Annotated in this window: 18 protein-coding genes; 1 reads left to right on the top strand and 17 read right to left on the bottom strand. The window is 70.6% G+C overall.

Going from position 1 to position 20,888, the window contains the following annotated elements:
• Positions 1 to 52: 52 nt before the first annotated feature.
• Positions 53 to 1,297, bottom strand: a complete 1,245-nt coding sequence (locus tag ACFYZ8_RS33675) for a DUF4132 domain-containing protein (protein ID WP_389050397.1) — start codon at positions 1,295 to 1,297, stop codon at positions 53 to 55.
• A 150-nt stretch (positions 1,298 to 1,447) separates the two neighbouring features.
• Positions 1,448 to 2,182 (bottom strand): phosphotransferase family protein, encoded by a 735-nt coding sequence (locus ACFYZ8_RS33670; protein WP_389050394.1) that lies wholly within the window; start codon positions 2,180 to 2,182, stop codon positions 1,448 to 1,450.
• Positions 2,183 to 2,301: 119 nt separating this feature from the next.
• On the opposite strand from ACFYZ8_RS33670, the gene ACFYZ8_RS33665 reads away from it, so the two are divergent.
• The gene (locus ACFYZ8_RS33665; RefSeq protein ID WP_389050392.1) at positions 2,302 to 3,753 is read left to right on the top strand and encodes a hypothetical protein; all 1,452 of its coding nucleotides are present in this window, start codon (positions 2,302 to 2,304) and stop codon (positions 3,751 to 3,753) included.
• Positions 3,754 to 4,059: 306 nt separating this feature from the next.
• Here ACFYZ8_RS33665 and ACFYZ8_RS33660 read toward each other — a convergent pair whose 3' ends face one another.
• The 15 genes from ACFYZ8_RS33660 to ACFYZ8_RS33590 all read right to left on the bottom strand — a co-directional run bounded on the left by ACFYZ8_RS33660 (position 4,060) and on the right by ACFYZ8_RS33590 (position 20,875).
• Positions 4,060 to 5,475, bottom strand: a complete 1,416-nt coding sequence (locus ACFYZ8_RS33660; RefSeq protein ID WP_389050389.1) for a deoxyguanosinetriphosphate triphosphohydrolase family protein — start codon at positions 5,473 to 5,475, stop codon at positions 4,060 to 4,062.
• A gap of 260 nt (positions 5,476 to 5,735) precedes the next feature.
• The gene (locus tag ACFYZ8_RS33655) at positions 5,736 to 6,953 is read right to left on the bottom strand and encodes an ATP-dependent DNA ligase (protein WP_389050387.1); all 1,218 of its coding nucleotides are present in this window, start codon (positions 6,951 to 6,953) and stop codon (positions 5,736 to 5,738) included.
• Positions 6,920 to 7,870: a bifunctional riboflavin kinase/FAD synthetase gene (locus tag ACFYZ8_RS33650; RefSeq protein WP_389050386.1), complete on the bottom strand. Its 951-nt coding sequence runs from the start codon at positions 7,868 to 7,870 to the stop codon at positions 6,920 to 6,922. The genes ACFYZ8_RS33655 and ACFYZ8_RS33650 overlap by 34 nt, the downstream gene beginning before the upstream one ends.
• Positions 7,871 to 8,229: 359 nt before the next feature.
• Positions 8,230 to 9,072: an HNH endonuclease family protein gene (locus tag ACFYZ8_RS33645; RefSeq protein ID WP_389050384.1), complete on the bottom strand. Its 843-nt coding sequence runs from the start codon at positions 9,070 to 9,072 to the stop codon at positions 8,230 to 8,232.
• Between the two features lie 120 nt (positions 9,073 to 9,192).
• Positions 9,193 to 10,029 (bottom strand): tryptophan synthase subunit alpha, encoded by an 837-nt coding sequence (gene trpA, locus ACFYZ8_RS33640; protein ID WP_389050382.1) that lies wholly within the window; start codon positions 10,027 to 10,029, stop codon positions 9,193 to 9,195.
• 41 nt (positions 10,030 to 10,070) lie between these two features.
• Positions 10,071 to 11,309: an acetyl-CoA carboxylase biotin carboxylase subunit family protein gene (locus tag ACFYZ8_RS33635; RefSeq protein ID WP_389050380.1), complete on the bottom strand. Its 1,239-nt coding sequence runs from the start codon at positions 11,307 to 11,309 to the stop codon at positions 10,071 to 10,073.
• Between the two features lie 40 nt (positions 11,310 to 11,349).
• The gene (locus tag ACFYZ8_RS33630) at positions 11,350 to 12,639 is read right to left on the bottom strand and encodes an MFS transporter (RefSeq protein WP_389050378.1); all 1,290 of its coding nucleotides are present in this window, start codon (positions 12,637 to 12,639) and stop codon (positions 11,350 to 11,352) included.
• 113 nt (positions 12,640 to 12,752) lie between these two features.
• Positions 12,753 to 13,112 (bottom strand): SH3 domain-containing protein, encoded by a 360-nt coding sequence (locus ACFYZ8_RS33625; RefSeq protein ID WP_389050375.1) that lies wholly within the window; start codon positions 13,110 to 13,112, stop codon positions 12,753 to 12,755.
• Between the two features lie 208 nt (positions 13,113 to 13,320).
• Positions 13,321 to 13,659 (bottom strand): hypothetical protein, encoded by a 339-nt coding sequence (locus tag ACFYZ8_RS33620; protein WP_389050374.1) that lies wholly within the window; start codon positions 13,657 to 13,659, stop codon positions 13,321 to 13,323.
• A gap of 71 nt (positions 13,660 to 13,730) precedes the next feature.
• A complete protein-coding gene (locus ACFYZ8_RS33615; RefSeq protein ID WP_389050371.1) occupies positions 13,731 to 14,597 on the bottom strand; it encodes a hypothetical protein in 867 nt (288 codons plus the stop codon).
• A 157-nt stretch (positions 14,598 to 14,754) separates the two neighbouring features.
• A complete protein-coding gene (locus ACFYZ8_RS33610; protein WP_389050369.1) occupies positions 14,755 to 15,993 on the bottom strand; it encodes an MFS transporter in 1,239 nt (412 codons plus the stop codon).
• A 102-nt stretch (positions 15,994 to 16,095) separates the two neighbouring features.
• Positions 16,096 to 17,304, bottom strand: a complete 1,209-nt coding sequence (locus tag ACFYZ8_RS33605) for a peptidase M23 (protein ID WP_389050366.1) — start codon at positions 17,302 to 17,304, stop codon at positions 16,096 to 16,098.
• 2 nt (positions 17,305 to 17,306) lie between these two features.
• On the bottom strand, positions 17,307 to 18,209 hold the full coding sequence (locus ACFYZ8_RS33600; protein ID WP_389050364.1) for a hypothetical protein: 903 nt from the start codon (positions 18,207 to 18,209) through the stop codon (positions 17,307 to 17,309).
• A gap of 108 nt (positions 18,210 to 18,317) precedes the next feature.
• Positions 18,318 to 20,321 carry a hypothetical protein gene (locus tag ACFYZ8_RS33595; protein ID WP_389050361.1) on the bottom strand — a complete coding sequence of 668 codons (2,004 nt, stop codon included), beginning with the start codon at positions 20,319 to 20,321 and terminating at the stop codon, positions 18,318 to 18,320.
• A 2-nt stretch (positions 20,322 to 20,323) separates the two neighbouring features.
• The gene (locus ACFYZ8_RS33590; RefSeq protein ID WP_389050359.1) at positions 20,324 to 20,875 is read right to left on the bottom strand and encodes a hypothetical protein; all 552 of its coding nucleotides are present in this window, start codon (positions 20,873 to 20,875) and stop codon (positions 20,324 to 20,326) included.
• Positions 20,876 to 20,888 lie beyond the last annotated feature (13 nt).

Below are 20,888 nucleotides of genomic sequence, written 5' to 3'. Positions count from 1 at the left end.
TCGCCTGGCGGGAGCCCCGGGGTTGGGGTGCGCGACGGGTCGGGGTTGGGTGTCAGGTGGCGTCCTTGATCTGGTCGTAGGGCTGGTGGACGTCGCGTTCGGTGAGGAAGGTGCGCACGGCTTCGACTTGAGCGGGGGTTGCCTGTTTGGGGTGCCACAGCCGTATACGGGCGGTGTCAGCGACGTCGAGGGTGCGGCCGTCCAGCGTGAGGCAGCCGGCCGGGTGGGGAAGGCCCGCTGTCCAGATGCCCTCTTCGCTCTCGTACTCCCAGATCAGGGAGCGGGCGAAGATGCCGGTGAGGGGGTGATCGCGGTAGTAGCGGGCCCATTCGGCATGTGGCCACAGGCGGTTTTCGTACAGCAGCGCGTACAGCCGGCGACGCTCGGCGCTCAGGGACTCTTCGATCTTGCGGGCCAGAAGCCGGGTCGCGTCGACGTTGTGAGGCAGGTACTTGGTCTTGAAGCCGGTGGGCGAGCGGAACGGTGAGGAGGTACGGGTGGTGGCGCCGCCTTCGTCTACGTCGATCCAGTCCACGGTGACCCGGCCCCTGTCGGAGACGGTGATGACGGCCTCGTAGGGAACGTTGAGCCAGATCGCACCGCGGCCGATCCAGCCCAGCTTCAGGGTGCCGTCCGGACCGACGCCGTGGGTGGGCACGGTGCGTTCCTGGAGCTGGTGGGGCGGGACGCCGAGGCGGGTGGCGGTCTTCTTGACCATCTTGGCCAGGTGCCGGTGCGAGTGGGCGCCGGGCTGGACCTCGCGGTGCAGGGTCCAGAGGGCTTCCATGGCCGACAGGTCGGCGAGGGCGGTGAAGACGGCGCCGGACAGGTCGTCGTCGCGCTTGTAGTAGCCGTCCAGGACGAAGGCGTTCTTGCGTGCCACCGTCAGCAGGTCTGCGACCAGGTCCTCGAGCTCGGTCGGCGAGGCGCCGCGGGCGAGGTAGCCGGCGGCCAAGGCGAAGCCGCAGGCCAGGTTACGGGTGGGGGTCCGGTCCGATTTGGCCCACAGCTCCTGCCAGGTGACGTTGGGGTCGGTGCAGTCGTGCAGGGATCCGTCGGCCGACAGGGCGCGTATCGCCTCCGCCACCAGCTCCCGGGCGCCGTCGGCCTTCAGCAAGGCCTTCGTGTGCCGCTTCCAGGCGGCGTCGACCTTGTAGTGCCAGTCCCAGAAGGTTCCGGCCTGCCCGAGGTGCAGCACCAACGCGGTCAGCTCCGGCGGCAGGTGGGTCACCCGGTCCCGGATCCGTTCCGCCCAACCGTTGCCGTGCTCCAGCAGGTCATCCACGCATTCAGCCATACCGTGATCTTGGCAGGCGGCACTGACATACCCGTCCCGTCGCCCAGGACGCCTGCCCGGTCGTGGCTGGGCAGGAGGTGTCGCTTGATCGAGGCCTCTGGCACCGCTGAGCAGGTCGTCTTGGCGTTCGAGCCGTGCGCAGGGCTGTCCTCAGCGCAGGGCTGCCTCGAAGACCTCGCGGTTGGCCGCGGTATGGGCGTATTCCCGCTCGGACCAGCGGATGCGCTCGGTGATTTGCTGGTCGTCAGCGACGCGAGGCCGCGGTTGAGTGAGGTGGCTTCGCCACCACTGGGCGTTACGCGTCTGGCGCTCGAGTATGGCTTCGACAAGGCAGGAGCGGGAGGCGGCGTCGAGTCTGTAGGCATCGGCAAGGATGCGCACCTGCGCTGCCTGGGCGCCGGCAGGCGGTGCCGCGGGTTTGGAGGAGATGCACCAGGTCCACGCCATGTAGCCGAGGTCTTCAAGCGGATCGCCTGGTGCGGCAGTGTCGAAGTCGATGAAGGCGACCGGAACATCGTCGTCTGAGAAGACTGTGTTGTTCGGCCCCGGGTCGTGATGGCAGACCACGGGACGCCGACCAGCGAGGCGGCTGCCACGGGTGGCGTCGTGCAAGGCGCGCAGCAAGGTACCCGCGGCGGCGACTTGGGGGTCACTCCAGCGCTGGAAGCGTGCGGGCACCCAGCCGGGCAGGTAGCTGAGCATATCGCGACCCGCCGGGTCGTACCCAAGGTGGCGTGGGGCACCGGCAAAGCCCTGCTGCTGAAGGTGATCGAGCAGCTCTGCAACGAACGGCGACGATGGCGTAGCCGGCCGTCGAACGGTGTCGCCGACCCTGACCACGCCGCGGGTGATGCGTCCACCGGACAACGGCACTTCGTCCTCCATGGCTCCATCCTGCACGCTTTTTGCTCCCTGTCAGTCCACCGGATGCGAATGTGAGGGCGCGGCCCTGGACGGTGGCGGCCGGGGGCGGTGGCGTCACAGGGGGCCGCTACGGTTCGGACATGGCCGCGCACCTCTCGGGTCCGAACGGACTCGTCCCCGTTCACATTGCTGTCCACGACCCCGCCGAGATGGAGGAGCCCGATCCGCAGGCCGCCGACTACGCGCGCCAGCGCTTCGCGGCCTCGGCCAAGTACGCGGGCATCAGGTGGAGCGAGCACGGTGTTGAACCGCGCTGGCTCAACCAGGACACCAGTACCTGCGCCGCCGCGATCAACCCGAGCCACTTCGCCGATCGGGGCGCCGACGAATTCGACAGGTTCCTCTCCGGGGCGGCATCGCGCCGCGAGCCCGCGCTGATCATCGCCACAATGGGCAACGTTGACGATGACAACAACGGCGTGCGGTCGGTCTTCGGCCGACCTGGCGGCCGCGTGGACTTCCGTCACTTCACCGGCTCGATCGCCGGCAAGCGCCTGCTCGCAGGGGCGGAGGTGTCGTTGGCTCCAGATCTGGACGCGGCCGATCGCGACCTGGGCCTGAGGCTGCGCAACCGCCCGGCCGACGCCCCCTGGTGGGCGATGGCCGTGCAGCCAACCGCCATGGAGGGCCCGCGCGGCACCACCGTGCACACGCCGGAAGGCGAGTTGGTGCCGATCCTCGTGGACAGCCTGGATGAACCCGTCGTCGCACGCTGGACCTCCGGCGACGGTCAGCAGATCTGGTACGTGATCCCTGATGGGATCGACTGGAACACGGTGGTCGACTGGCTCGTCCAGCGTGCCCTTCCAGAGCACGTCCCGGCCGCGCTTCGCCGCGTCCGCTCCCGACACAGCGTCGACCCCGACCTCGAGACGCCCGCAGAGAAGCAAGCCCGCGGCGCCCTTCAGGAGTTGGACCGCCGCTACCTAGAAGACAAGGGCCGCCTGCAGAGCGATCTGGAGCGGGCGCGGCAGGAAGCCGAACCCGTGCGGTCCGGTCTGCTGTACGGCAGCGGCGCCGAGCTGGTCGACGCGGTGGCCGTCGTGCTGCGCGCCGCTGGATTCACCGTCACCGACCTGGACGCGGAACTGGGCACCCAGTCGGCTGACCTCCTCGCCGTTCTGGACGGGTCCGCCTGCCTGGTCGAAGTGAAGGCCGCCGCCGGCGCGGCGGGGGAGAAACTGGTCTCTTACCTGCAACGCCATCTGGAGACCTGGCCGCAGCTGCGTCCCGGCCAGCCAGTCACCTGCGCCGCTTTGATCGTCAACCATCAGCATCGGCTCGACCCCGCCGAGCGCCCTGACGAGGTATACCAGCGCAAGGGGTTCGTCGACGCGCTGCCCTTTCCGGTGCTCGCCACCAAGGCCCTGTTCTCCTGGTGGTGTGAACAGGACTGGCCGGCCGTACGGGCTGCCGTGCTCGGCCACTCCCATCCTAGTGGACCGCCGGGCAGTCCTTCCACGGGCCGGAGCGAGCCGCGAGGCCGCCGCAGACGGCGGTGGTTTCTCTCGGGCGGAAGCGGTACCGCGTAGTGATTCACGGAGCACACTCGGCCCCAGGGCGCCCTATGGGCCTACCGGGGCTCCGAGGTCTCTGATGCGACCACGTTCCTTCACTGCCGGAATGACTGGCGACGTAGTTCAACACGGGCACGTGCGTTGCGGAGCGTCTCCTTCTGTCGGCGTGGGCATGGGTCCTTCAACCACCATCTGCTTCGACTCGATCTCCAGGCTCGACGCCCTCGGCGAGCATCAAAACCAGGGAGCCAGCAAGCCGCCGCGCTGCCTCATTCATACCGAACGTGCCGGTCCATTTCGACGGATCGGGTGGCCGAAGAGTCAGTCGAACCACGCTCCGAAAATTGAGCCCCGAGATACGCTAAGCCCAGTGATCCGCTCATACAAGTCGACGGCCTGATCTTCCGTGAGCACGCAGATGTAGTCACATACAGCTCTGGCTCGACGCTGACGCTCTCCCATTGACCTTCCTGGAGATTCCGATTCGTACCGCAGGAGATCGTCGTAGATTTCCCCCAGGAAGGCCGGAACAGGGTTCTTCATGCCGGGGCTTGCATTGCGACGCTCCAGGAGTCCTTCAAGTTCGTCAAAGAGTCTGGCGATCAACCCTTTCTGTCCCTCTTGCGCAAGCGCAAGAGATGGCCGATTTATGACATAGAACCACGTAAGCTGCTTCAGGGCTTCAACTTGATATTGGATGCCGTCTGGAATCAACAAGCCCGAGGGGCTACTGGAATCGATCTGAAGGGAATTGGCGAACCGGGCGATGAACTCGTTTACAGTCTGCGCGAGATCGGTTCGATCGGCGCGCAAATCGCGCCATTTACGCTTCGGAACCTCCCCCTTGAGTCTCTCGTATTCACTTCGTAGCAGGTTTGACCGGTAGCCCTCGTGGCTCTTCGTAAGGCGCCTGTCAACAAAATTGTAGAAATCCTCTGTCGCTTCGGTCTCCTCCATGGCTAGCGTATGCAGCGGTATCAAGCCAGCCCGGAAATAATCTTGCAGGTCGTGAGTGGCATATGACACGTCATCTGCCCAGTCCATGATTACCGCTGCGGGGCTGCGGATCTTGTTTCGTTCTTCGGCTCCGACTCGGGCTCGCGCAAACTCGAACTCTTCCGATTCTGTGCTATAGACCCCCCACTTGCTGCCATAACTACGATTGGTCCAGGCTTTCCCTGTTGACCTATCGGTGGCGGGGAGTTCATCCTCGTACTGCGGATACTTCAAGATCCCGTTCAGGGTTGCCCGGGTCAAATTGAGTCCGCGCTGCTCCTCCCACGCGACAGCAAGTTTAGTGACGACGCGGAACGATTGCGCGTTTCCCTCAAATCCACCAATCTCTCTCATTTTATCCATGAGTACATATTCCGCGATGTGGCCGAAAGGAGGGTGGCCGATATCATGAGCTAGGCCTGCAGACTCAACGACATCCGGAAGGTACTCCGCCTCGAAGCCAGGGTCGAATCCTTCTCTGTGTATTCGCTGCGCTATCCTGCGCCCCAGTTGCGCCACCTTGAGGCTGTGCGTCAGTCGGTTATGCAGAAGGTGGTGTTCTCGCACCGCTGCTACCTGCGTGACTCCCGCAAGTCGCCGGAACGCAGAGGAGTAGAGTATGCGATCGCGATCATGTTCAAAGTAGGTGCGCTTATCCTTATCTCCGTAATTGCTGACCGCTTTCCTGTCCTCGCGGAGTCGCCACGCGTCGAACGGAGGTGTGTCTGGTGCAATACCCATGTGTGCGCTCACCACCCAGAAGGGCCCGCAGCGAAGGGCGGTTTCGCCTATTCGGTCCCGGCCGGCAAGGCATCCGCCATTCCATGCTGACACAACGGTTACGGTGGCGCACGAGGGGACCTAAGTGACCTCTGCGACCAGTGATCAAGTCGCATTCCCGCGCAACCACGGCACGGCCCGACTGCCCCGACTCGGGATCGATGTCGTGCCAGACTCCGTCCAGCAGCGCCGCATCTACCGCATGTCGATACATGCGGTGGCTAGCGGTGGCCTCCTGACGATCCGGACCGAGCGTTGCCTTTGGTGCAAAGGCATGACGATGGCTCTGCCGTCGACCAGCCGCCTAACGCGACGGGGGGTTGCTTTCCAGCGTCGCCTCGGCTTGGCGGTTCGTCCGCTTCGGCGACCCTCGGCACGTCCGTTGGATGCATCTCCTCGCGGATGCGTAGGAAGCGCACGGGGTGGCGGTGGCGGCCGTCGTCGACGGCGGTGTCTGCGAGGTACTCGACGACGAGCTCGGGCCGCACCGTTTGGTACTGGAGGTCGCCGCGGGTTCCCCAACCGACGGAGAATCGGCGGCCGCGCCAGGGATGGTCGGTGTCGGCGGGGGTCAGCCGTGATCCGAGGTCGCGTCGTGCGGCGGTGGCCAGCGGGGTGGTGCGGGCGACGAGGCGGAGTTCTCCGGACTGGTCGTAGCGGGCCAGGAGCAGGGTGAGCGGCCTGGTGACCGTTCCGGTGACGCCGCCGATGACGGCTTCTGCCGTGGTGTGCGAGCGGACCTTCACCCAGCCGCGTTTGCCCTGCTGATAGGGCTGGTCGAGGCCCTTGACCAGGCAGCCTTCAACACCGACCGCTCCCCAGGCGGGATCAAGCCAGCCTTGCGCCGTCGACCGGTCCCCTGTGGCCGGTATCAGCGTGAAGGGAGCGACGAGTATCTCGCGGTCGATGAGGTCTTCCAGCAGAGCTCGGCGCTCGCGGTACGGGTGGTCGACCAGGACAGTGTCCCGCTGCTCCAAGACGTCGAAGACCCCGAGGTTGGCGGGTCTGTCTGCGGCGGCCTGGACGGCGCTGCGTCCGCGTCGGCGGGCGCGGCGCTGCAACTCGCCGAAGTGCAGCCGTCCCTCATGGGCCACGACCAGCTCACCGTCCAGGACGAGGGCCTGTCCGAGGTGTGCCGCCGTGTGGGCGATCTCCGGGAAGGCGTCGGTCAGGTCAGCGCCGCTGCGGGACTGGATCATGGCATGGCCGGGGCGGGCGAAGACGATAGCCCGGAACCCATCCCACTTGGCCTCAAAGCGGAGGTCACCAGGGAGCGCGCCGTCGGGGGGCAGCTCCCGACGGGCTTCGGCGAGCATCGGCACGATCGGAGGAGTCAGCACCACATCGCCACATTTACGCCGCCCGTGGCCGATGCGCGCGCTGAGGGCAGTGAGCGGCGTGCCTTCTAGTCCACGGCCTTCGAGATCAGCTCCCGGCACCGTTGGACGTCCTTGGTCATCTGCTCCACCAGTGCCTCCACCGTGTCGAACTTCTGCTGCTCGCGGACGAAGGCGAGGAAGTCGACGGCCACATGGAACCCGTACAGGTCGAGGCCGGTCCGGTCGATGGCGTACGCCTCGACGGTCCGCTTGATGCCGTCGAACTGCGGGTTCGTGCCCACGGAGATGGCGGCCGGCAGTTTCTCTCCCCGGGCGTGGAGCCAGCTGGCGTACACGCCGTCGGCAGGGACGGCGGTGTACGGCAGGGTCTGGACGTTGGCCGTGGGATAGCCCAGCTCGCGGCCGCGCTGGTCGCCGCGGACGACGACGCCGTGCACCCGGTGCGGGCGGCCGAGGACCTCGGCGGCGCCGGTGACGTCGCCGGCGGCGATCAGGCGCCGGGTCAGGGTGGAGGAGAAGGGCTCGCCGCCGCCGGCGGTCCCGGACACGTACAGGTCGACGACCTCGACCTCGAAGTCGTACGTCTTGCCCTGCTCGGCGAGGTAGGCGACGTCGCCGGCGGCCTTGTGGCCGAAGCGGAAGTTCGGGCCCTCGACGACCGCCTTGGCGTGCAGCCTCTCGACGAGGACCTTGACGACGAAGTCAGCGGGTGAGAGCTGCGAGAACTCCAGGGTGAAGGGCAGGGTGAGCACCGCGTCCACGCCGAGGTCGGCCATCAGCTCGGTTCGGCGCTGGTGCGGGGTCAGCAGCGGCGGGTGGCTGCCGGGGCGGACGACCTCGCTGGGGTGCGGGTCGAAGGTGACCACGACGGCGGGGACGCCCAGCTGCCGGGCCCGGTCGACCGTGTGCCGGAGGATCAGCTGGTGGCCGCGGTGGACCCCGTCGTACGAGCCGATGGTGACAACGCTGCGTCCCCAGTCCTGGGGGATGTCCTCCAAGCCGCACCAGCGCTGCACTGTGACTGCTCCTCGTCGAAACCCGTGTCCGGGTGTGCAGCCGACCTCGCACACCGTGTTCGAGGCTCCCATGCCGGTGGTGTCGTGCCCGCATCGGCGTCCGGGAAGGACCATGCGGGCGGGGCGGCGGCCGGCGTCAGGGGGTGGGCCGCCGACGGCGCGAGGCGCGTTGCTGCTGTTCTTCCTCCCAGCTCTGGCGGAACCATTCCGCGACGCGTGGATCGGTATAGACCGGTTCGCGAAAGACGGCGGAGTAGTCGGGCTGGGGGCACAGCGGCGGGCGGCGGGAGGGACGGGCCGGGGCCGTGCGGCTGCGGGGGATCGGGGCGGTGGCGGTGCGGCGCACGGGGTTCTCCTTGCTACTTCTTCTTGAGCGCGACGCCCGGATCGTTCTCGCCGGGCAGCGGCTGGGCCGGGCAGGCGCCCAGCACGCGGGCCATGGCGGTGCGCTCGGAGGGTGTGACCCACAGGTGGTACTTCTTCTTCACCGCGATCTGCCGGGCGACGTAGGTGCAGCGCCATCCGGTCGCGGCCGGCAGCCAGGTGGAGGCGTCTTGATCGCCTTTCTGCCGGTTCGCGGAAGCGGACACCACAGCCAGATTCAGCGGATCGTTGGCCAAAGCCTCACGGTCGGCCTGGCTCAGGGCGCGGGCACCGGTGCGCCATGAGTCGCCGAGCGCGACGAGATGGTCAATATCGAGGGAGCCCGAGCTGCCGCGGCCGCGGACGAAGTCGATGCGGCGCCCGGTGTAGGGGTCCTTGAGGAGGGTGCCGGAGGCGACGATGCACGTCGAACCGTCCCGGAACCGGACCTGCGAAAGATCTCTGAACAGGACATCGTTCCGCGTGTCACACGAATTCCGTGCTCCGGGGGCGGAGGTGGTGTCGAGCCAGGCGGTGCCGAACTTGTCGATCCGGTCGTATCCGGACTGGGTTCCGGCCTGGTGGACGGGCAACCTGTCCAGGGCCTGGCGGGCGGGGCTGGATGCCGGCTTGTCGTTGGCGGCGGCGTGCTGGGTGAGCGGGGTGTGGCAGGCGGCGAGGGTGCCGGCCAGGGCGGCGGTGCAGAGCGCGCGGAGCGCGGTGGAGGGCTTCACCGTGAGGGGACCTCGAAGTCTTCGGGCGGGAGCGTGGTGGGCGGAGAAGTTGATGATCACTGATGTGGTGTGCGGGACGGCGGCAGGCGTGGCCAGGGAACGCATGTCCGGTAGGCGGGGACTGCGCGAACGCTCCCCCATGCCGGTCCGTGCGCCGGTGACCGAGCCGTCGGCGAACGTCCGGTGCCGTAGTCGGTGCGGTGGCGTGTCGGCCTGGGGTGGGGGTCAGGGGGCGGTGTCGCTGTGCAGGGGGCTCAGGTCGCGTGCGCGCAGTGACTCGACGAAAGCAGCGGTGCGGTCGGCGGCCTCGGCGATGCCGAGGGGGTCGGGCTGGCCGAGGAGGATGCGGACCACGGGGGATCCGATGACGGCTCCGTCCACGAAGGGGGCGACCTGCGCGGCGAGTTGGGGAGTGGCGACGCCGATGCCGGTGACGACGGGCAGGGGTGTGGCCCGACGCAGGCGGGTGGTGAAGGCCTGCAGGGCGGGTAGGTCGAGGTCGTGCCGGGCGCCGGTCTTGCCGTGGGTGGCGGGCGCGTAGAGCCAGCCGGAGGCGGCGGCCGCGATGTGGGCCAGGCGCGTGTCGCTGGTGTGGCGGGCGACGAACTGCGGGGTGTGCAGGCCTGCCGCGCGGCAGGCGGCGATCCAGGGGGCGGCTGCTTCGAGGGGAAGGTCGGGGATCATCGCCCCGGCGGCTCCGGCGTCGGCCAGCGCGCGGGTGAAGCGGTCGACGCCGTAGCGGTAGACGGGGTTGTAGTAGGTCATCACTACGACGGCGGCATCGGTGGTGGCGGCGGCCCGGCGGACGGTGGTGAGGACATCGGCGATGCGAGTGCCGTGGCGCAGGGCGTGCTGGTAGGCGGTGGTAATGGCCGGCCCGTCGAGGCTGGGGTCCGAGTACGGCAGGCCCACCTCGAGGATCCGCGCGCCGGCTGCGGCGAAGGCCTGCAGGGCTTCGAGATCCAGGCCGGGGGCGGGAAAGCCGGCGGGCAGGAAGACCCCGAGGGCGGGGTCGGTGTGCGAGAGCGCGGCGGTGAGGCGGTCGGGCGCGGGGCGGGTCATAGGTCGTTCCCTTCGAGCGGCGTGCGGCGGGCCGGGGTTGCTCACGCGGCGTGGGGAACGGCGGAGGTGACCTTCACCTTGGCGCGGGCGAGGACGTCGGCGAGGTGCTGCTGTGCGTCGTGCGCGCTGTCGCCGCTGACGACGGCGTACCCGGCGCGGATGTTGTTCGGCGTGGTGCTGGAGGGGGTGAGGGTGGCCGAGTCGCCGACGTCGCACAGCCACTGGAAGTGCTCCAGGTGTCGGTCGCTTCCGGGCCGCAGGTCGCGGTGGGTGACGATGCCCTCGGCTGGCGGGTAGATCATGCCGATGGCGGCGCTGCGCTGCTGGGTGGGGCGCAGGTTGGGGATTTCACCGCAGGCGAGGGCGGCGGACGCCAGGGGCAGGGAGATCCCGGTCGCCAGGCGTACGAGTTCGCCGATGAGGTCGCCGCCCAGGCGCGCGTTGACCTCGATGACCTTCGGTCCGTCCTGGGTGAGGCGGAGCTCGACGTGGCTGACGCCGTGGGTGATGCCCACTGCCTCCAGGGCGGCCGAGGCGATGGGGGCGACCTCGTACAGGAGCGGGTCGCCGGCCGTGACGCTGTGCCCGGTCTCCAGGAAGTAGGGGGCGAAGCCGACCGACTTGCGGGTGACGGCCACGGCGCTGGTGACGCCCCGGTGGGTGACGGTCTCCACGGAGACCTCGGGGCCGTCGAGGTACTCCTCCACGAGCACGCCCTGTCCCTCCGGGCCCTGGTGGGCGGCGCCGGCGGAGGCGATGGCCCAGGCCGCGGGCAGGTCGGTGATCGTGTCCACGCGGACGACGCCGATGCTGCCGGCGTGGGCGGCGGGCTTGAGGACGATCGGATAGCCGACGCGTTCGGCGGCCGAGGCAGCGGCGTCCAGGGAGTGCACCCAGGTGGAGGCGGCCGAGGGAACGCCGGCGGCGGCGAAGCGCTGGCGGGAGGTGGCCTTGTCGCGGGCGGCGGCGACGGCCGACAGGGGGTTACCGGGCCGGCCGCCGAGGCTGTGGGCAAGCCGGGCGGCCGCCATCAGGTGGTACTCGTCCCAGGTCAGTACGCCGGCGATGGGCCAGCGCACGGCGAGCGACGCGGCGGCGGCGTTGACCGCGATCGGGTCGCTCAGGTCGGCCACCTGGTGGTCGACGACGTACGGCTTCTGCCAGGTCAGCGGCGCGTCGTTGATCAGCAGCAGCGGGTAGTGAGCCGCGGTCTGCTCCAGCAGGTAGCCGCGCATGGGGCGCGGGCCGGAACCGATCACGAGCAGCATGGGGTGGGACACGGTGAACTCCCGGGACAGACGGGCGGGTGGGGGAACGGGATCAGGCCGCGCGCGGCGCGTCCGCCTCGGCGGGGACGGGTAGGCCGGCGGGCGCGGGATCGGCGGCTGTGGGGCGGGACGCGTAGGAGGCGCGGTGGTGCCACAGGCCGCGGAAGGCGAGGGCCATGGCCAGGCCCTGCAAGACGGCGCAGGCCAGGAGCAGGCCGGGCAGGGCGCTGGCAGGCAGGGCGGCGACCAGGGCGCCGGCCACAGGCATCGGCACGACGATCAGCACGATGGTCACGCTGAGCGTGCTGCCGAAGACGGCGGCGGGGATGAGGCGGGCGCGCAGGGTGCGCAGGACGACGGTCAGCGCGCCCTCGCCGGCCATCAGGACGCCGATCGTCACCGCGTACACGCCGAGGTTCGGGGCGAGGGCGGTGGCCAGGCAGGCGGCGCAGGCGGTGGCGGCGCCGGCGGCGCCGACCGGCCACAGCCCGAAGCGGTCGATGGCCCGGCGGCAGGCGGCGACGGCGGCGAGGGAGACCAGACCGGCCGCGCTCCAGACGGCGCCGACCGCGATCGAGGAGTGGCCGTAGCTGGTCATGACGGTGATCGGGGCGCTGGCCTGGGTGACGGCGAGGGCCAGGTTGCTGGCGAAGAGTCCGGTGACCAGCCAGGCCAGGGCGGGGATGCCGCGTACGGTGCGCCAGCCGGTGCGCAGGCTGGCTGCCACGGCGCGTACCCCGGAGGCGGTGCTGTCGGCGGACGGCGGGGCGGTGATCGTGCTGGCGGCGGCGGTGGCCGACAGGGCGGCCACGACGGTGAGCATCAGGGTGGGGCCGACGGCCAGCAGCAGGCCGCCGAGGAGCGGGCCGGCCAGCAGGGCGCTCTGGTCGATGCCGATCTGCACGGACTGCACGCGGTGGGCATCGGCGCCGGCGGCGCGGCTGGCGTGTGCGCCGAGCGTCTCGACCGCGACGAAGCAGGCCTGGGAGAGCAGTCCGCCGGCGGCGCCGACGGTCATGACGATGACGGTGGCCGCGGTGCCGGCGGCGGGCACGACGGCCAGGGCGCAGGCTGCGGCCGTGCAGAGCAGCGTGCGGGCGAGCGCGGCGGTGCGGAAGACGCGGTCGGCGCGGAAGCGGTCGACCAGGGGCCCGCCGATGGTGAAGGCCATCAGCCGCGGCAGCCATTCCAGGAGGAACGCGGCTCCGGTCAGGGCGGTGGAGCGGGTCGTCACCAGGATGAGCAGGGGGATGGCGTAGGTGGCGGTCTGGGTGGCCAGGGCGTCGCTGGCGCGCATCAACGAGCTGCGCGCCATCGGCGCAGGAACGGCGAAGGAGAGCATGGCGATACCTGCGCGGTAGAGAAAGAAGAGTGAGGGGAAAAGGGCCGGCGGCCACCGAAGGGGGGCGGTGCCCCGGCAGCACGGGTTGCCGGGGCACCGCGGTCAGGGGTGGATCAGTCCAGGCACATCTTCACGTCGCGGTAGACGTACTTGCCGGAGACCCAGCCCCGCACGCCGGTGTTCTTGTCGGTGATGTTGACCCACTTCGCGCCCTTGGTCCACGAGTGGACCTTGAACTTGTGCGACTTGTACAGGACGCCGAGCGCGGTGGAGTGGGTGGTCGCCTTCGAGCGGATGGTCACCGCGTTGGTGCCGTGCACCGCCCACGGAAGGTAGGGGTTGGCGGTGCAGGACGAGGCGGGAACCGCGGTGGCGACCGACTGCGGCGCCGCGGTGGCCGCCGGGGCGGACAGCAGCGGCAGGGAGACGGCGGCCGCGGTGGCCGCGAGCACGGCTATACGACGTGCAGACATGCACGAACCTCCATATAAGGGGTGTTGTTGGGTAGGGGTGTGCCTCGGCGAGAGGTCGGTGAGCAGGCACTGGACGCGGTGTCGGACACCGGCGTCACCGAGGCCTGGAAAGGTGGGCCTGGCCGTGGTCAGGTCACGGCGCTTGGGCCCGGGCGCTCCATGAGGGAGCGGTCTTAAGGGCGCGTCGCGTCGGCGGCGCGCGGTGGTGCTAGAACCAGCTGGCGGCGACCCAGCCCTTCACGCCGTACGAGCTGCTGGACAGGGACTCGCCGTAGTACCAGCGGTTGCCGTACTTGTTGACGGCGGAGCACTCCACCCAGAACTCGCCGGCGGAGTCCAGGTGGCCCTTGGACTTGTAGGCCACGCCGGGACCGGTGCGGATGTTCGGCCATTCGAGGTTGGGGCCCCACACGCTGTGGTTGCGGTCGTTGCGGGTGCACGCGCTGGAGCCGACCGCGGAGGCCGGAGTGGCCGTGGCGGCGATCCCTCCGACCAGCACAGCCGTGGTGGCTGCGGCCATCGCGGTGCGGCGCAGTACAGGTCGCATCTGCTTCCTTCGGGTTCGAGTACGAGTGGTTGACGAGGCCGTCGTCCGGGGGCCCGGACGCCGGCACGCTTCTAGGCGGCGCCGCGCGGCTTGTCGGTGTCGCCCGGGGTGCGGCGTCGCCCGTAGCGGGCCGCGCCGATCGCGGTCATGCCGACCGCGAGCATCCCGGCTGCGACCAGGGCGAGTTCGCCGTCACCGGAGGCGCCGGTGTGGGCCAGTGAGGCGTTGGCGGCCGGTTCGCTGTCGGGCGTTTCCTGCGCGGACGTCTGCCGGGCGCCGCTGCGGTGGGAGTCGTCCGAGCCGGTATCCGAAGAGCCGTGCTGACTGCCGGAGTTGGATCCGCCGCCGCTGTGGCCGCCGGAGCCTGCGTTGCCGCCTGGGTCCGGTGTCGGCGTGGGATCGGTGCCCGGATCCGTTCCCGGGTCCGTCGGCGTCCCCGGATCGGTAGGCGTTCCCGGGTCGGTGGGCGTCCCAGGGTCTGTCGGCGTCCCGGGATCCGTGGGTGTTCCCGGATCCGTCGGGTGGCCCGGTTCCGTGGGTGTGCCCGGATCGGTTGGGGTGCCGGGGTCGGTCGGGTCGGTGCCCGGATCGGTCGGCGTGCCGGGGTCGGTGGGGTTTCCGGGGTCCGTCGGTGTGGTCGGGTCGGTTCCGTTGCCGGGATCGGTGGGGGTCGGATCGGGCGTGGGATCGGTGCCGTCACCGGGGTTGGTGGGGGTCGGGTCGGTCCCGTCGCCGGGGTCGGTCGGGTCCGTTGTCACGCTGAGTCCGGCCGATGCCGACACCTGCACGCCAGGCAGGAGGTCCGGGACGCTGACGGCCGGTGTGTCCGTGGACTGCTCGGCGGCGGACGCGCCCGGAGCGGCGAACAGACCAGCGGCCGCCACCGCAGCGGCCGTGGCCGCTGCCCGTCTGATCACGCGCGCACGGGTTCTGAGCATGGGAAAGATGCCTCTCCTATCGGGATACGCGACGGCCGGGACTTCCCCGCCCTCGGGCGGGTGCCGTCCGCTGAGAAGAGCTTCCGACGGGGAGCCTGTGGATAGTTTTTGACGCCGCGGCCTCCGGGCGGGCTGGCCTGTGGATAACCCATCGCCTTCAGCGGCGGGCGAGTTGCCTCGGTGCGGCGGTCGGGACAGGCGGTGTCAGCGTGCGGCGTGCGGCGGCGAGGACGAGGCAGGAGCCGGCGGCGCCGGCGACCGTGACGGCTGCCGGGGCCAGTGGTCCGCTGCCGCCGACGGCGCCGGCCAGTGCGGAGCCGGCGGCCTGCCCGAGACCGAGGCTGGCGATCATCCAGGCGGCTGCTTCACCGAGGGTGCCTTGCGGGGCGAGCTGGTCGAGTCCGGCGAACGTCTGGACGAGCAGGGGTGCCAGGAACAGGCCGGGCAGCAGGGCGGTCAGGACGGCGAGGAGCGGCGGCGGCGCGACCAGGGTCGGCAGGAGTCCGCCGAGCAGGCATCCGGCCGTGGCCAGGAGGTGTCCGGTCGGCGGTCCGCTCCAGGTGCGTCGGCCGTAGACGAGACCGCCGGTGAGGCTGCCGGCGGCCAGGGCGGCGGGGATCAGGGTGGACAGGGCGGGTGTGTGGTGGGTTTCGGCGAGTTCGAGCGCGACGATGTTCATCGCGCCCAGGGCGATGCCGGCGCCGAAGAGGGCCGCGGCCAGAACCCTGGGCCCGCGCAGGCGCAGCGGGCTGACCCGGCGGGTGTGCCGGGTGCCGGGCGGCATCCAGGTGCGGGCCGGCGGGGCGGTGGCAAGCAGCAGGGTGCCGCCGAGGACGAGGACGGCGCACGCCGCGAGTGCGGTGCGGGCTCCGAGGGCGGTGTCCAGGAGGAGGACGAGCAGCGGGCCGGCGATGAAGACGACCTCCTGGGCGGCGGCGTCCAGGCCGAGCGCGGTACGCAACTGGCGTGAGCTGTCGGTGACTTCGGGCCACAGCACGCGCAGCGCCGCTTCCAGCGGCGGGGTGGCCCACCCGGCGGCCGCAGTCAGCGCGAGCAGGCCGGCCGGGTGGGCCCCGGGCCTCAGCGCCGCGAGGGCGGCGAAGGACAGGGTGGAGGCGAGGGCGGTGGTGGTCAGCACGCCGTGCTGGCCGTGCCGGTCGAGCAGGCGTCCCCACCAGGGCTGGCCGAGGGCGGCGCTCACGCCGTAGACGGCGGTGAGTACACCGGCCTGCCGCACGGATCCGCCGCCGGTACGGACCGCGAGCAGGAGGGCGAGCGGGGCCATGGCGACCGGCAGGTGACCGACGACGGCGCCGGTCAGCAGCCGCAGGACGTGCGGGCGGCGCAGCAGCTGGGAGTAGCGGGCGGATGCGGTGGGCTGGGCAGAGGGGGTCATGACGGGGTACCGGCCTTGCGGGAGATGCCGCGTGCAGCGGCCAACAGAACGAGACAGAAGTCGGCGGCGGGCGGCCCCGCACCGGTGCGGGGCCGCCCGGCTTCACCCGGCGCGGGGGAAGACCGGCGGCGTCCAGCCCACGTAGTTGGCGCCCCAGCGGTTTTCGATCTCGTCGGCCTTGACGACGTCGATGTAGCCGGGCCTGACGATGTCGTTGGAGGCGATCTCGCCGTTGCCGAGGTAGACGGCGATGTGGCCGGCCCGGTGTCCGGTGTCCCAGTACAGGAGTGCGCCGGGAGGGGGGTGCCGGTCGCCGGGGTGCCGCATGTTGGCGGGTACGACCTTGTAGTGGTCGATGGCGTAGTCGACGCCGCTGAAGGACCAGCCGTAGACGTTGGCGACGAACGCCAGGCAGCGCCGGTACCAGGCGGGGGTCGACAGGGCGCCGGAATGCAGGCGGGCCCAGCGGATGGCCTCCTTGACGGTGCGGGGGTTGTGCAGGGTCACGGTGTTCTTGCCGTCGGTGAAGGTGCCGCTGCTCGCGCCGGTGGTGCTGCCGGGGACCGTGTCGTTGGTGGGGCACTGGCTGGGGACGTCGCCGGAGGCCGCCGTGCTGTCGTCGCCGCTGCTGGCGGTGGCGTTGTCTCCGCTGGTGCCGGTGGCGGATCCAGCACGGGCCAGGTCGATGTCGGCCTCTTTGGCCAGGGCACGGACTTCGGACTCGTGGCCGGCGTACAGCGAGGGGTACTTGCTGTGCTGGACGGCCTGGGCGACGTCCCCGGGCGGGCGGGTCGTCCAGTTCTTGATGTCGATGAGGCCCTGGTTGGTGCCGCGGCCTTTGAAGAAGGACTCGGCGGCGTAGGCGGGCTTCATGATGTTCGCCTTGCTGCCCCAGCCCATCGAGGGCCGCTGCTGGAAGAGGCCGACGGAGTCGAGATGGCCGGTGTCCTGGTTGAGCAGACTCGACTCCTGCATCGCGGTCATCATTGCGATCAGGGTGGCCTTGCCGGGCAGGTGGAGACGGATGGCGACGTTGTCGATGGCCTGCGCGTTGGCTATCTGCTTGTCGTGGACGCTGCCGGAGCCCGAACTGGAGCTGCCGGTGGAGGCGTTGTCGGTGACGGGTGTGGCCGATCCGGTGCCGACGCCGGTGTCCTCGCAGCTGGAGGCGGCGGCCGAGGGCGCGGGCAGGAGCGCGCCCATCAGCATCAGGGCGGCCAGGAAGCACACCCCGGCCGCGATGGCGATCTTCCAGGTGAGGGTCTTCTTGGCGGCGACGGTGACGGCGATCTGTCCCAAGTCCTGCTGCACGCCTACTCCTTCAGGCCGAGCACGCGGGTGACCATCCACGGCTGGCCGACGTCGGCGCGGGCGATCTCGAGGGTCAGGTGGCGGGTGTAGCGGTAGTCGTCGGTGCCTTCGACGGCGATGACGGCGGTGGCCTGCCGGTACACGCGGACGGCGGTGTCCGGTGCGGGCCGCTGGCTGGCGGCGGGCTGGCTGATCGTCACCGTGGTCGGGGCTGCCTTGACGGCCTGGGCGGCGACGAGCTGGTTGAAGTCCTTGTCGTCGTGTTTGGCGAGGTTGGTGACCAGCGGTGCGGAGGCGTAGGGGGCGGCGCGTTCGACGGCGGCCTTGTGCGAGCCGTCCTGCAGGGGCTTGCGGGTGCAGTAGGCGGTGACGAAGGCCTTGGCGATGCCGTCGGGCGTGGTGGGCCTGGTGGTGGTGGTGGGGCTTGCGGTGGTCGCCGGGGTCGGGGTCGCGGGGTCGGCGCTCTGGGCGGCCGCGGCGGTGGGGGTGGCGCTCGGTGCCGGGTGGGCGCCGGCCTGGTGGTCGTGGCCGGACTGCAGCCAGGAGGCCAGGCCGACGGCGCCGGCCAGGACCAGGGCGATGATCGGGATCGTGATGGGGGTGGGTACCTTGCGGCGCTCGGCCTTGACCCACTGTTCGCGCTGGGCGCGGCGGGCCGACTTCCAGGCCCGCCGTCCGCGGCGGCGCGCTCGCCAGGGCAGGTCGGCCAGTTCGTCCGGCGGTGGCTGGTCGCGCAGCAGTTGCCGCCACTGGGCTGCGGTGCGCTCGCCGTCACCCGCCGTGCCGGTACGCCGGTCCGCGCTGCCGGTGTCGCGGGCGGAGGGGCGGGTCGGGTCGGTGTCGTGCTCGGGCTGGGTCATGGTGCGGGGCTCCGTGAGGGCGCGGGTGAAAGGGCGTGCGGGCATGGCGAGATGGCCCCGGGGCGGTCCGGCCGCAGGAAGGGCCGGACCGCAGGGGGTCTCGCGAAAGGGGGTTGGGGAAGGCGGGCGCCGGTCAGTTGGCCGGCGCCCGGGTCAGCTGCTGTCCTTGGCGGGCGGCAGGGCGGGCCTGGCCGCTTGCCTGATCTCGGGGCGAGGCGCGGGCGCGGGCTTGTCGCGGACCACGGATCCGGTGATCACCCGGCCGCTGGCGGGCGGCGGGTAGGAGCGGAACTTCGCGCCGACGGGGTTGGCCGGCTCATCGCGGACCACTTCGCCCTGGATGGTCTTGGAGCCGTTCTGCCGCGGGTGGGGTGGCACGCCGGTGGGGTCCGGGGCGCCGTAGCGCACCTGGTAGGGGCCGGCTTGCCCGGCCCGCTGGCGTGCGGCTGCCGCCTTGTCGGAGCCGGGGGTTCCGGCGCTGGGCGGGGAGCCGGGGCCGCCGGGCAGGCCCGGGCGGGTGGCGGCGTGGTCGCCGTAGGTGCCGGACGGCAGCCGGGGCCGGCTGGGCGGGGGCGGGTAGGTGCGCACGCGCTCGACGGTGATCGACGTGTCGTCGTCGCCGGCGGGCTGCGGGGATGGTGCGGGCGAGCGGCGCGGTATCCGCGGCAGGTTGATGCCGCCGGGGAAGCGGTCACGCAGCACGCCGACCAGGCCTCCGCTGCCCCGGCCGCTGCCGGTGTTGCCCATGGCGTTGCGCAGGCGGCGGGTGGCGGCGAAGTGCCCGGCGGCGTTGAGGATTCCGCGGCCGGCGAGCTGGGCGCCGCCGCCGGAGACGATGCCGTCCAGGCGGCCCTTGAGTTTGATGGCCATGCCGGCGCAGGCGATGTTGAGGCAGGAGACCATCAGCCAGCCGAAGCTGGGCAGCAGCGAGAGCATCGCCAGCGACGTGATCATCGTTGCGCCCAGCAGCATGGTGCCGGTGAAGCTCACCAGGGTGAGGCCGACGAGGATCTCGAACCATCCCACGCCCCACTGGCGGGGCTTGCCGGGAATGCACCACAGGGCGGCGAACACCACACCGCACACCAGCAGCATCAGCGAGCCCAGCAGGCTGGCCAGGGTGGCCGCCGCGAGCGAGAGGGCGAGCACGGCGAAGATCACGGCGGAGATGAGGGCGGCGATCAGCAGGCCGATCCGCCCGGAGGGGGTGTGGCCCTGACGCCACTGGACGGCCTCATGGCCGGCGCGGTCTTCGGTCATGTGGTCCTTGAGGTAGTCCTCACGGGAGTCCATGTCCGAGCCGCGCTTGAGGGTGTCGGGCCCCCACCGCTTGCACGCCTCGATACTCCCCAGATCCGCCAGGCACCAGGGAGTGGCGACGTAGGTGCGCCACACCGCGTCGCTGGCCTTGCGGATCGCGTCGTCCTTGGCGTTCCCGCTCCAGGTGGGGGTGGGGGTCTTGAAGGGCAGGGAGTCGGAAGTGTCGCCGGACAGGCCGCCGTTGATGGTGGTCATGGCGACGGTGGAGCCGGCCTGGCGGACGTTGTCGACCCCTTGGACCCAGGTGGAGGGGCTGGTGAAGAACGTCGTCGCGATCGCAGCGCTGGCGGCGACCCACGCGAGCTGTCCGAGCATGGAGGAGTCGGAGCGACGGGCCCAGGCGATGAACATGCCCAGCGCGAGCGCCGCGGGCAGGAACGTTTGCGCCATGGGGGTGGCGGCCGCGCCGATCGCCTTGGAGATGGCCGGTTCGACCTCGGGCAGGCTGACGACCTTGAAGCACCACTGCACGATCGTCACCGTGGCGCGGCCGACCATGGTGAGCACGCCCATGAGCATCTGGGAGATCTCATACATGCTGCCGTCGATCAGATCGCCGCCGAAGAGGTCGTCGGAGAGCTGCTTGTCGAGCTGGTAGGCGCCGGGGGCGTACGTTTCGAAGAGGGTGTGCTGCCCGTGGGGCGGGGTGATCGGGGACGGCATCAGGTCGCCGATGCCGGCCGGGTTGTACTTGTCGGTGTCGTCGGCGGCCGCGGCCGGCGCGAGCACCACCATGGTGGTGTAGAGCCCGACGATCGGGATCATCAGGTTGCGCAGCCGCGGCAGCCGCAGGCGTCGTGTCAGGCGTCGTATGCGGTCAACGAGCCGTTTGTTCATGGTCATTCCATCTGTGCGAGTACCGCGGCCACGGGGTCGGCGGTGTGCGCGTAGCGGTCGCCGACGTCGGTCTTCTGCTCGATCCGCCATGCGTCACCGTCCTTGACCAGGCGCAGCGCGTAGCGGAAGGGCTTGTCGCCGGTGCGGTGCATGGTGGCGAGGACGCCCTTGCCGGCCGGGTGGGTGTCGGAGGCCGGCACGTCCTGCACGTTGGAGACCTTGATGCTCAGCGGGGCCTGGGTGGAGGCGGGGTCGGCGGTGTCGGCGGCGCTGTCCTCCTGGCGCTGGGCGATGCAGCCCTTGAGGGTGCCGCCGTCGTCGTCGTAGTTCGGGCGCGCGGCCGCGGTCTCGAGCGTGCACATCGTGCGGCCGTCGGAGGGGGTGACGGCCATCCACGCCTTCATGTACGTCGCAGCGGTGGACTTGACCTTGGCGGTGGGGTCCGCCGACGCGGACGGTTTGGCCGGCGTGCCGCCGGAGGACGAGCATGCGGCGAGCGCGCCGAGGACGGTGGCGGTCAGGGCGGCGGCGGCCAGGCGGGTTCGCGAGTTCATCAGGACTCCTTCG

The organism is Streptomyces sp. NPDC001668, assembly GCF_042893155.1.
Classification (GTDB): domain Bacteria; phylum Actinomycetota; class Actinomycetes; order Streptomycetales; family Streptomycetaceae; genus Streptomyces.
This window is presented reverse-complemented; position numbering and strand designations above follow the sequence as displayed.

What these genes read in the sequence shown, in the direction of transcription:
- ACFYZ8_RS33675 (WP_389050397.1), bottom strand. Translation starts at nt 1,297, where the DNA reads ATGGCTGAATGCGTGGATGACCTGCTGGAGCACGGCAACGGTTGGGCG.
- ACFYZ8_RS33670 (WP_389050394.1), bottom strand. Translation starts at nt 2,182, where the DNA reads ATGGAGGACGAAGTGCCGTTGTCCGGTGGACGCATCACCCGCGGCGTG.
- ACFYZ8_RS33665 (WP_389050392.1), top strand. Translation starts at nt 2,302, where the DNA reads ATGGCCGCGCACCTCTCGGGTCCGAACGGACTCGTCCCCGTTCACATT.
- ACFYZ8_RS33660 (WP_389050389.1), bottom strand. Translation starts at nt 5,475, where the DNA reads ATGGGTATTGCACCAGACACACCTCCGTTCGACGCGTGGCGACTCCGC.
- ACFYZ8_RS33645 (WP_389050384.1), bottom strand. Translation starts at nt 9,072, where the DNA reads ATGCGTTCCCTGGCCACGCCTGCCGCCGTCCCGCACACCACATCAGTG.
- trpA (WP_389050382.1), bottom strand. Translation starts at nt 10,029, where the DNA reads ATGACCCGCCCCGCGCCCGACCGCCTCACCGCCGCGCTCTCGCACACC.
- ACFYZ8_RS33630 (WP_389050378.1), bottom strand. Translation starts at nt 12,639, where the DNA reads ATGCTCTCCTTCGCCGTTCCTGCGCCGATGGCGCGCAGCTCGTTGATG.
- ACFYZ8_RS33625 (WP_389050375.1), bottom strand. Translation starts at nt 13,112, where the DNA reads ATGTCTGCACGTCGTATAGCCGTGCTCGCGGCCACCGCGGCCGCCGTC.
- ACFYZ8_RS33620 (WP_389050374.1), bottom strand. Translation starts at nt 13,659, where the DNA reads ATGCGACCTGTACTGCGCCGCACCGCGATGGCCGCAGCCACCACGGCT.
- ACFYZ8_RS33615 (WP_389050371.1), bottom strand. Translation starts at nt 14,597, where the DNA reads ATGCTCAGAACCCGTGCGCGCGTGATCAGACGGGCAGCGGCCACGGCC.
- ACFYZ8_RS33610 (WP_389050369.1), bottom strand. Translation starts at nt 15,993, where the DNA reads ATGACCCCCTCTGCCCAGCCCACCGCATCCGCCCGCTACTCCCAGCTG.
- ACFYZ8_RS33600 (WP_389050364.1), bottom strand. Translation starts at nt 18,209, where the DNA reads ATGCCCGCACGCCCTTTCACCCGCGCCCTCACGGAGCCCCGCACCATG.
- ACFYZ8_RS33595 (WP_389050361.1), bottom strand. Translation starts at nt 20,321, where the DNA reads ATGAACAAACGGCTCGTTGACCGCATACGACGCCTGACACGACGCCTG.
- ACFYZ8_RS33590 (WP_389050359.1), bottom strand. Translation starts at nt 20,875, where the DNA reads ATGAACTCGCGAACCCGCCTGGCCGCCGCCGCCCTGACCGCCACCGTC.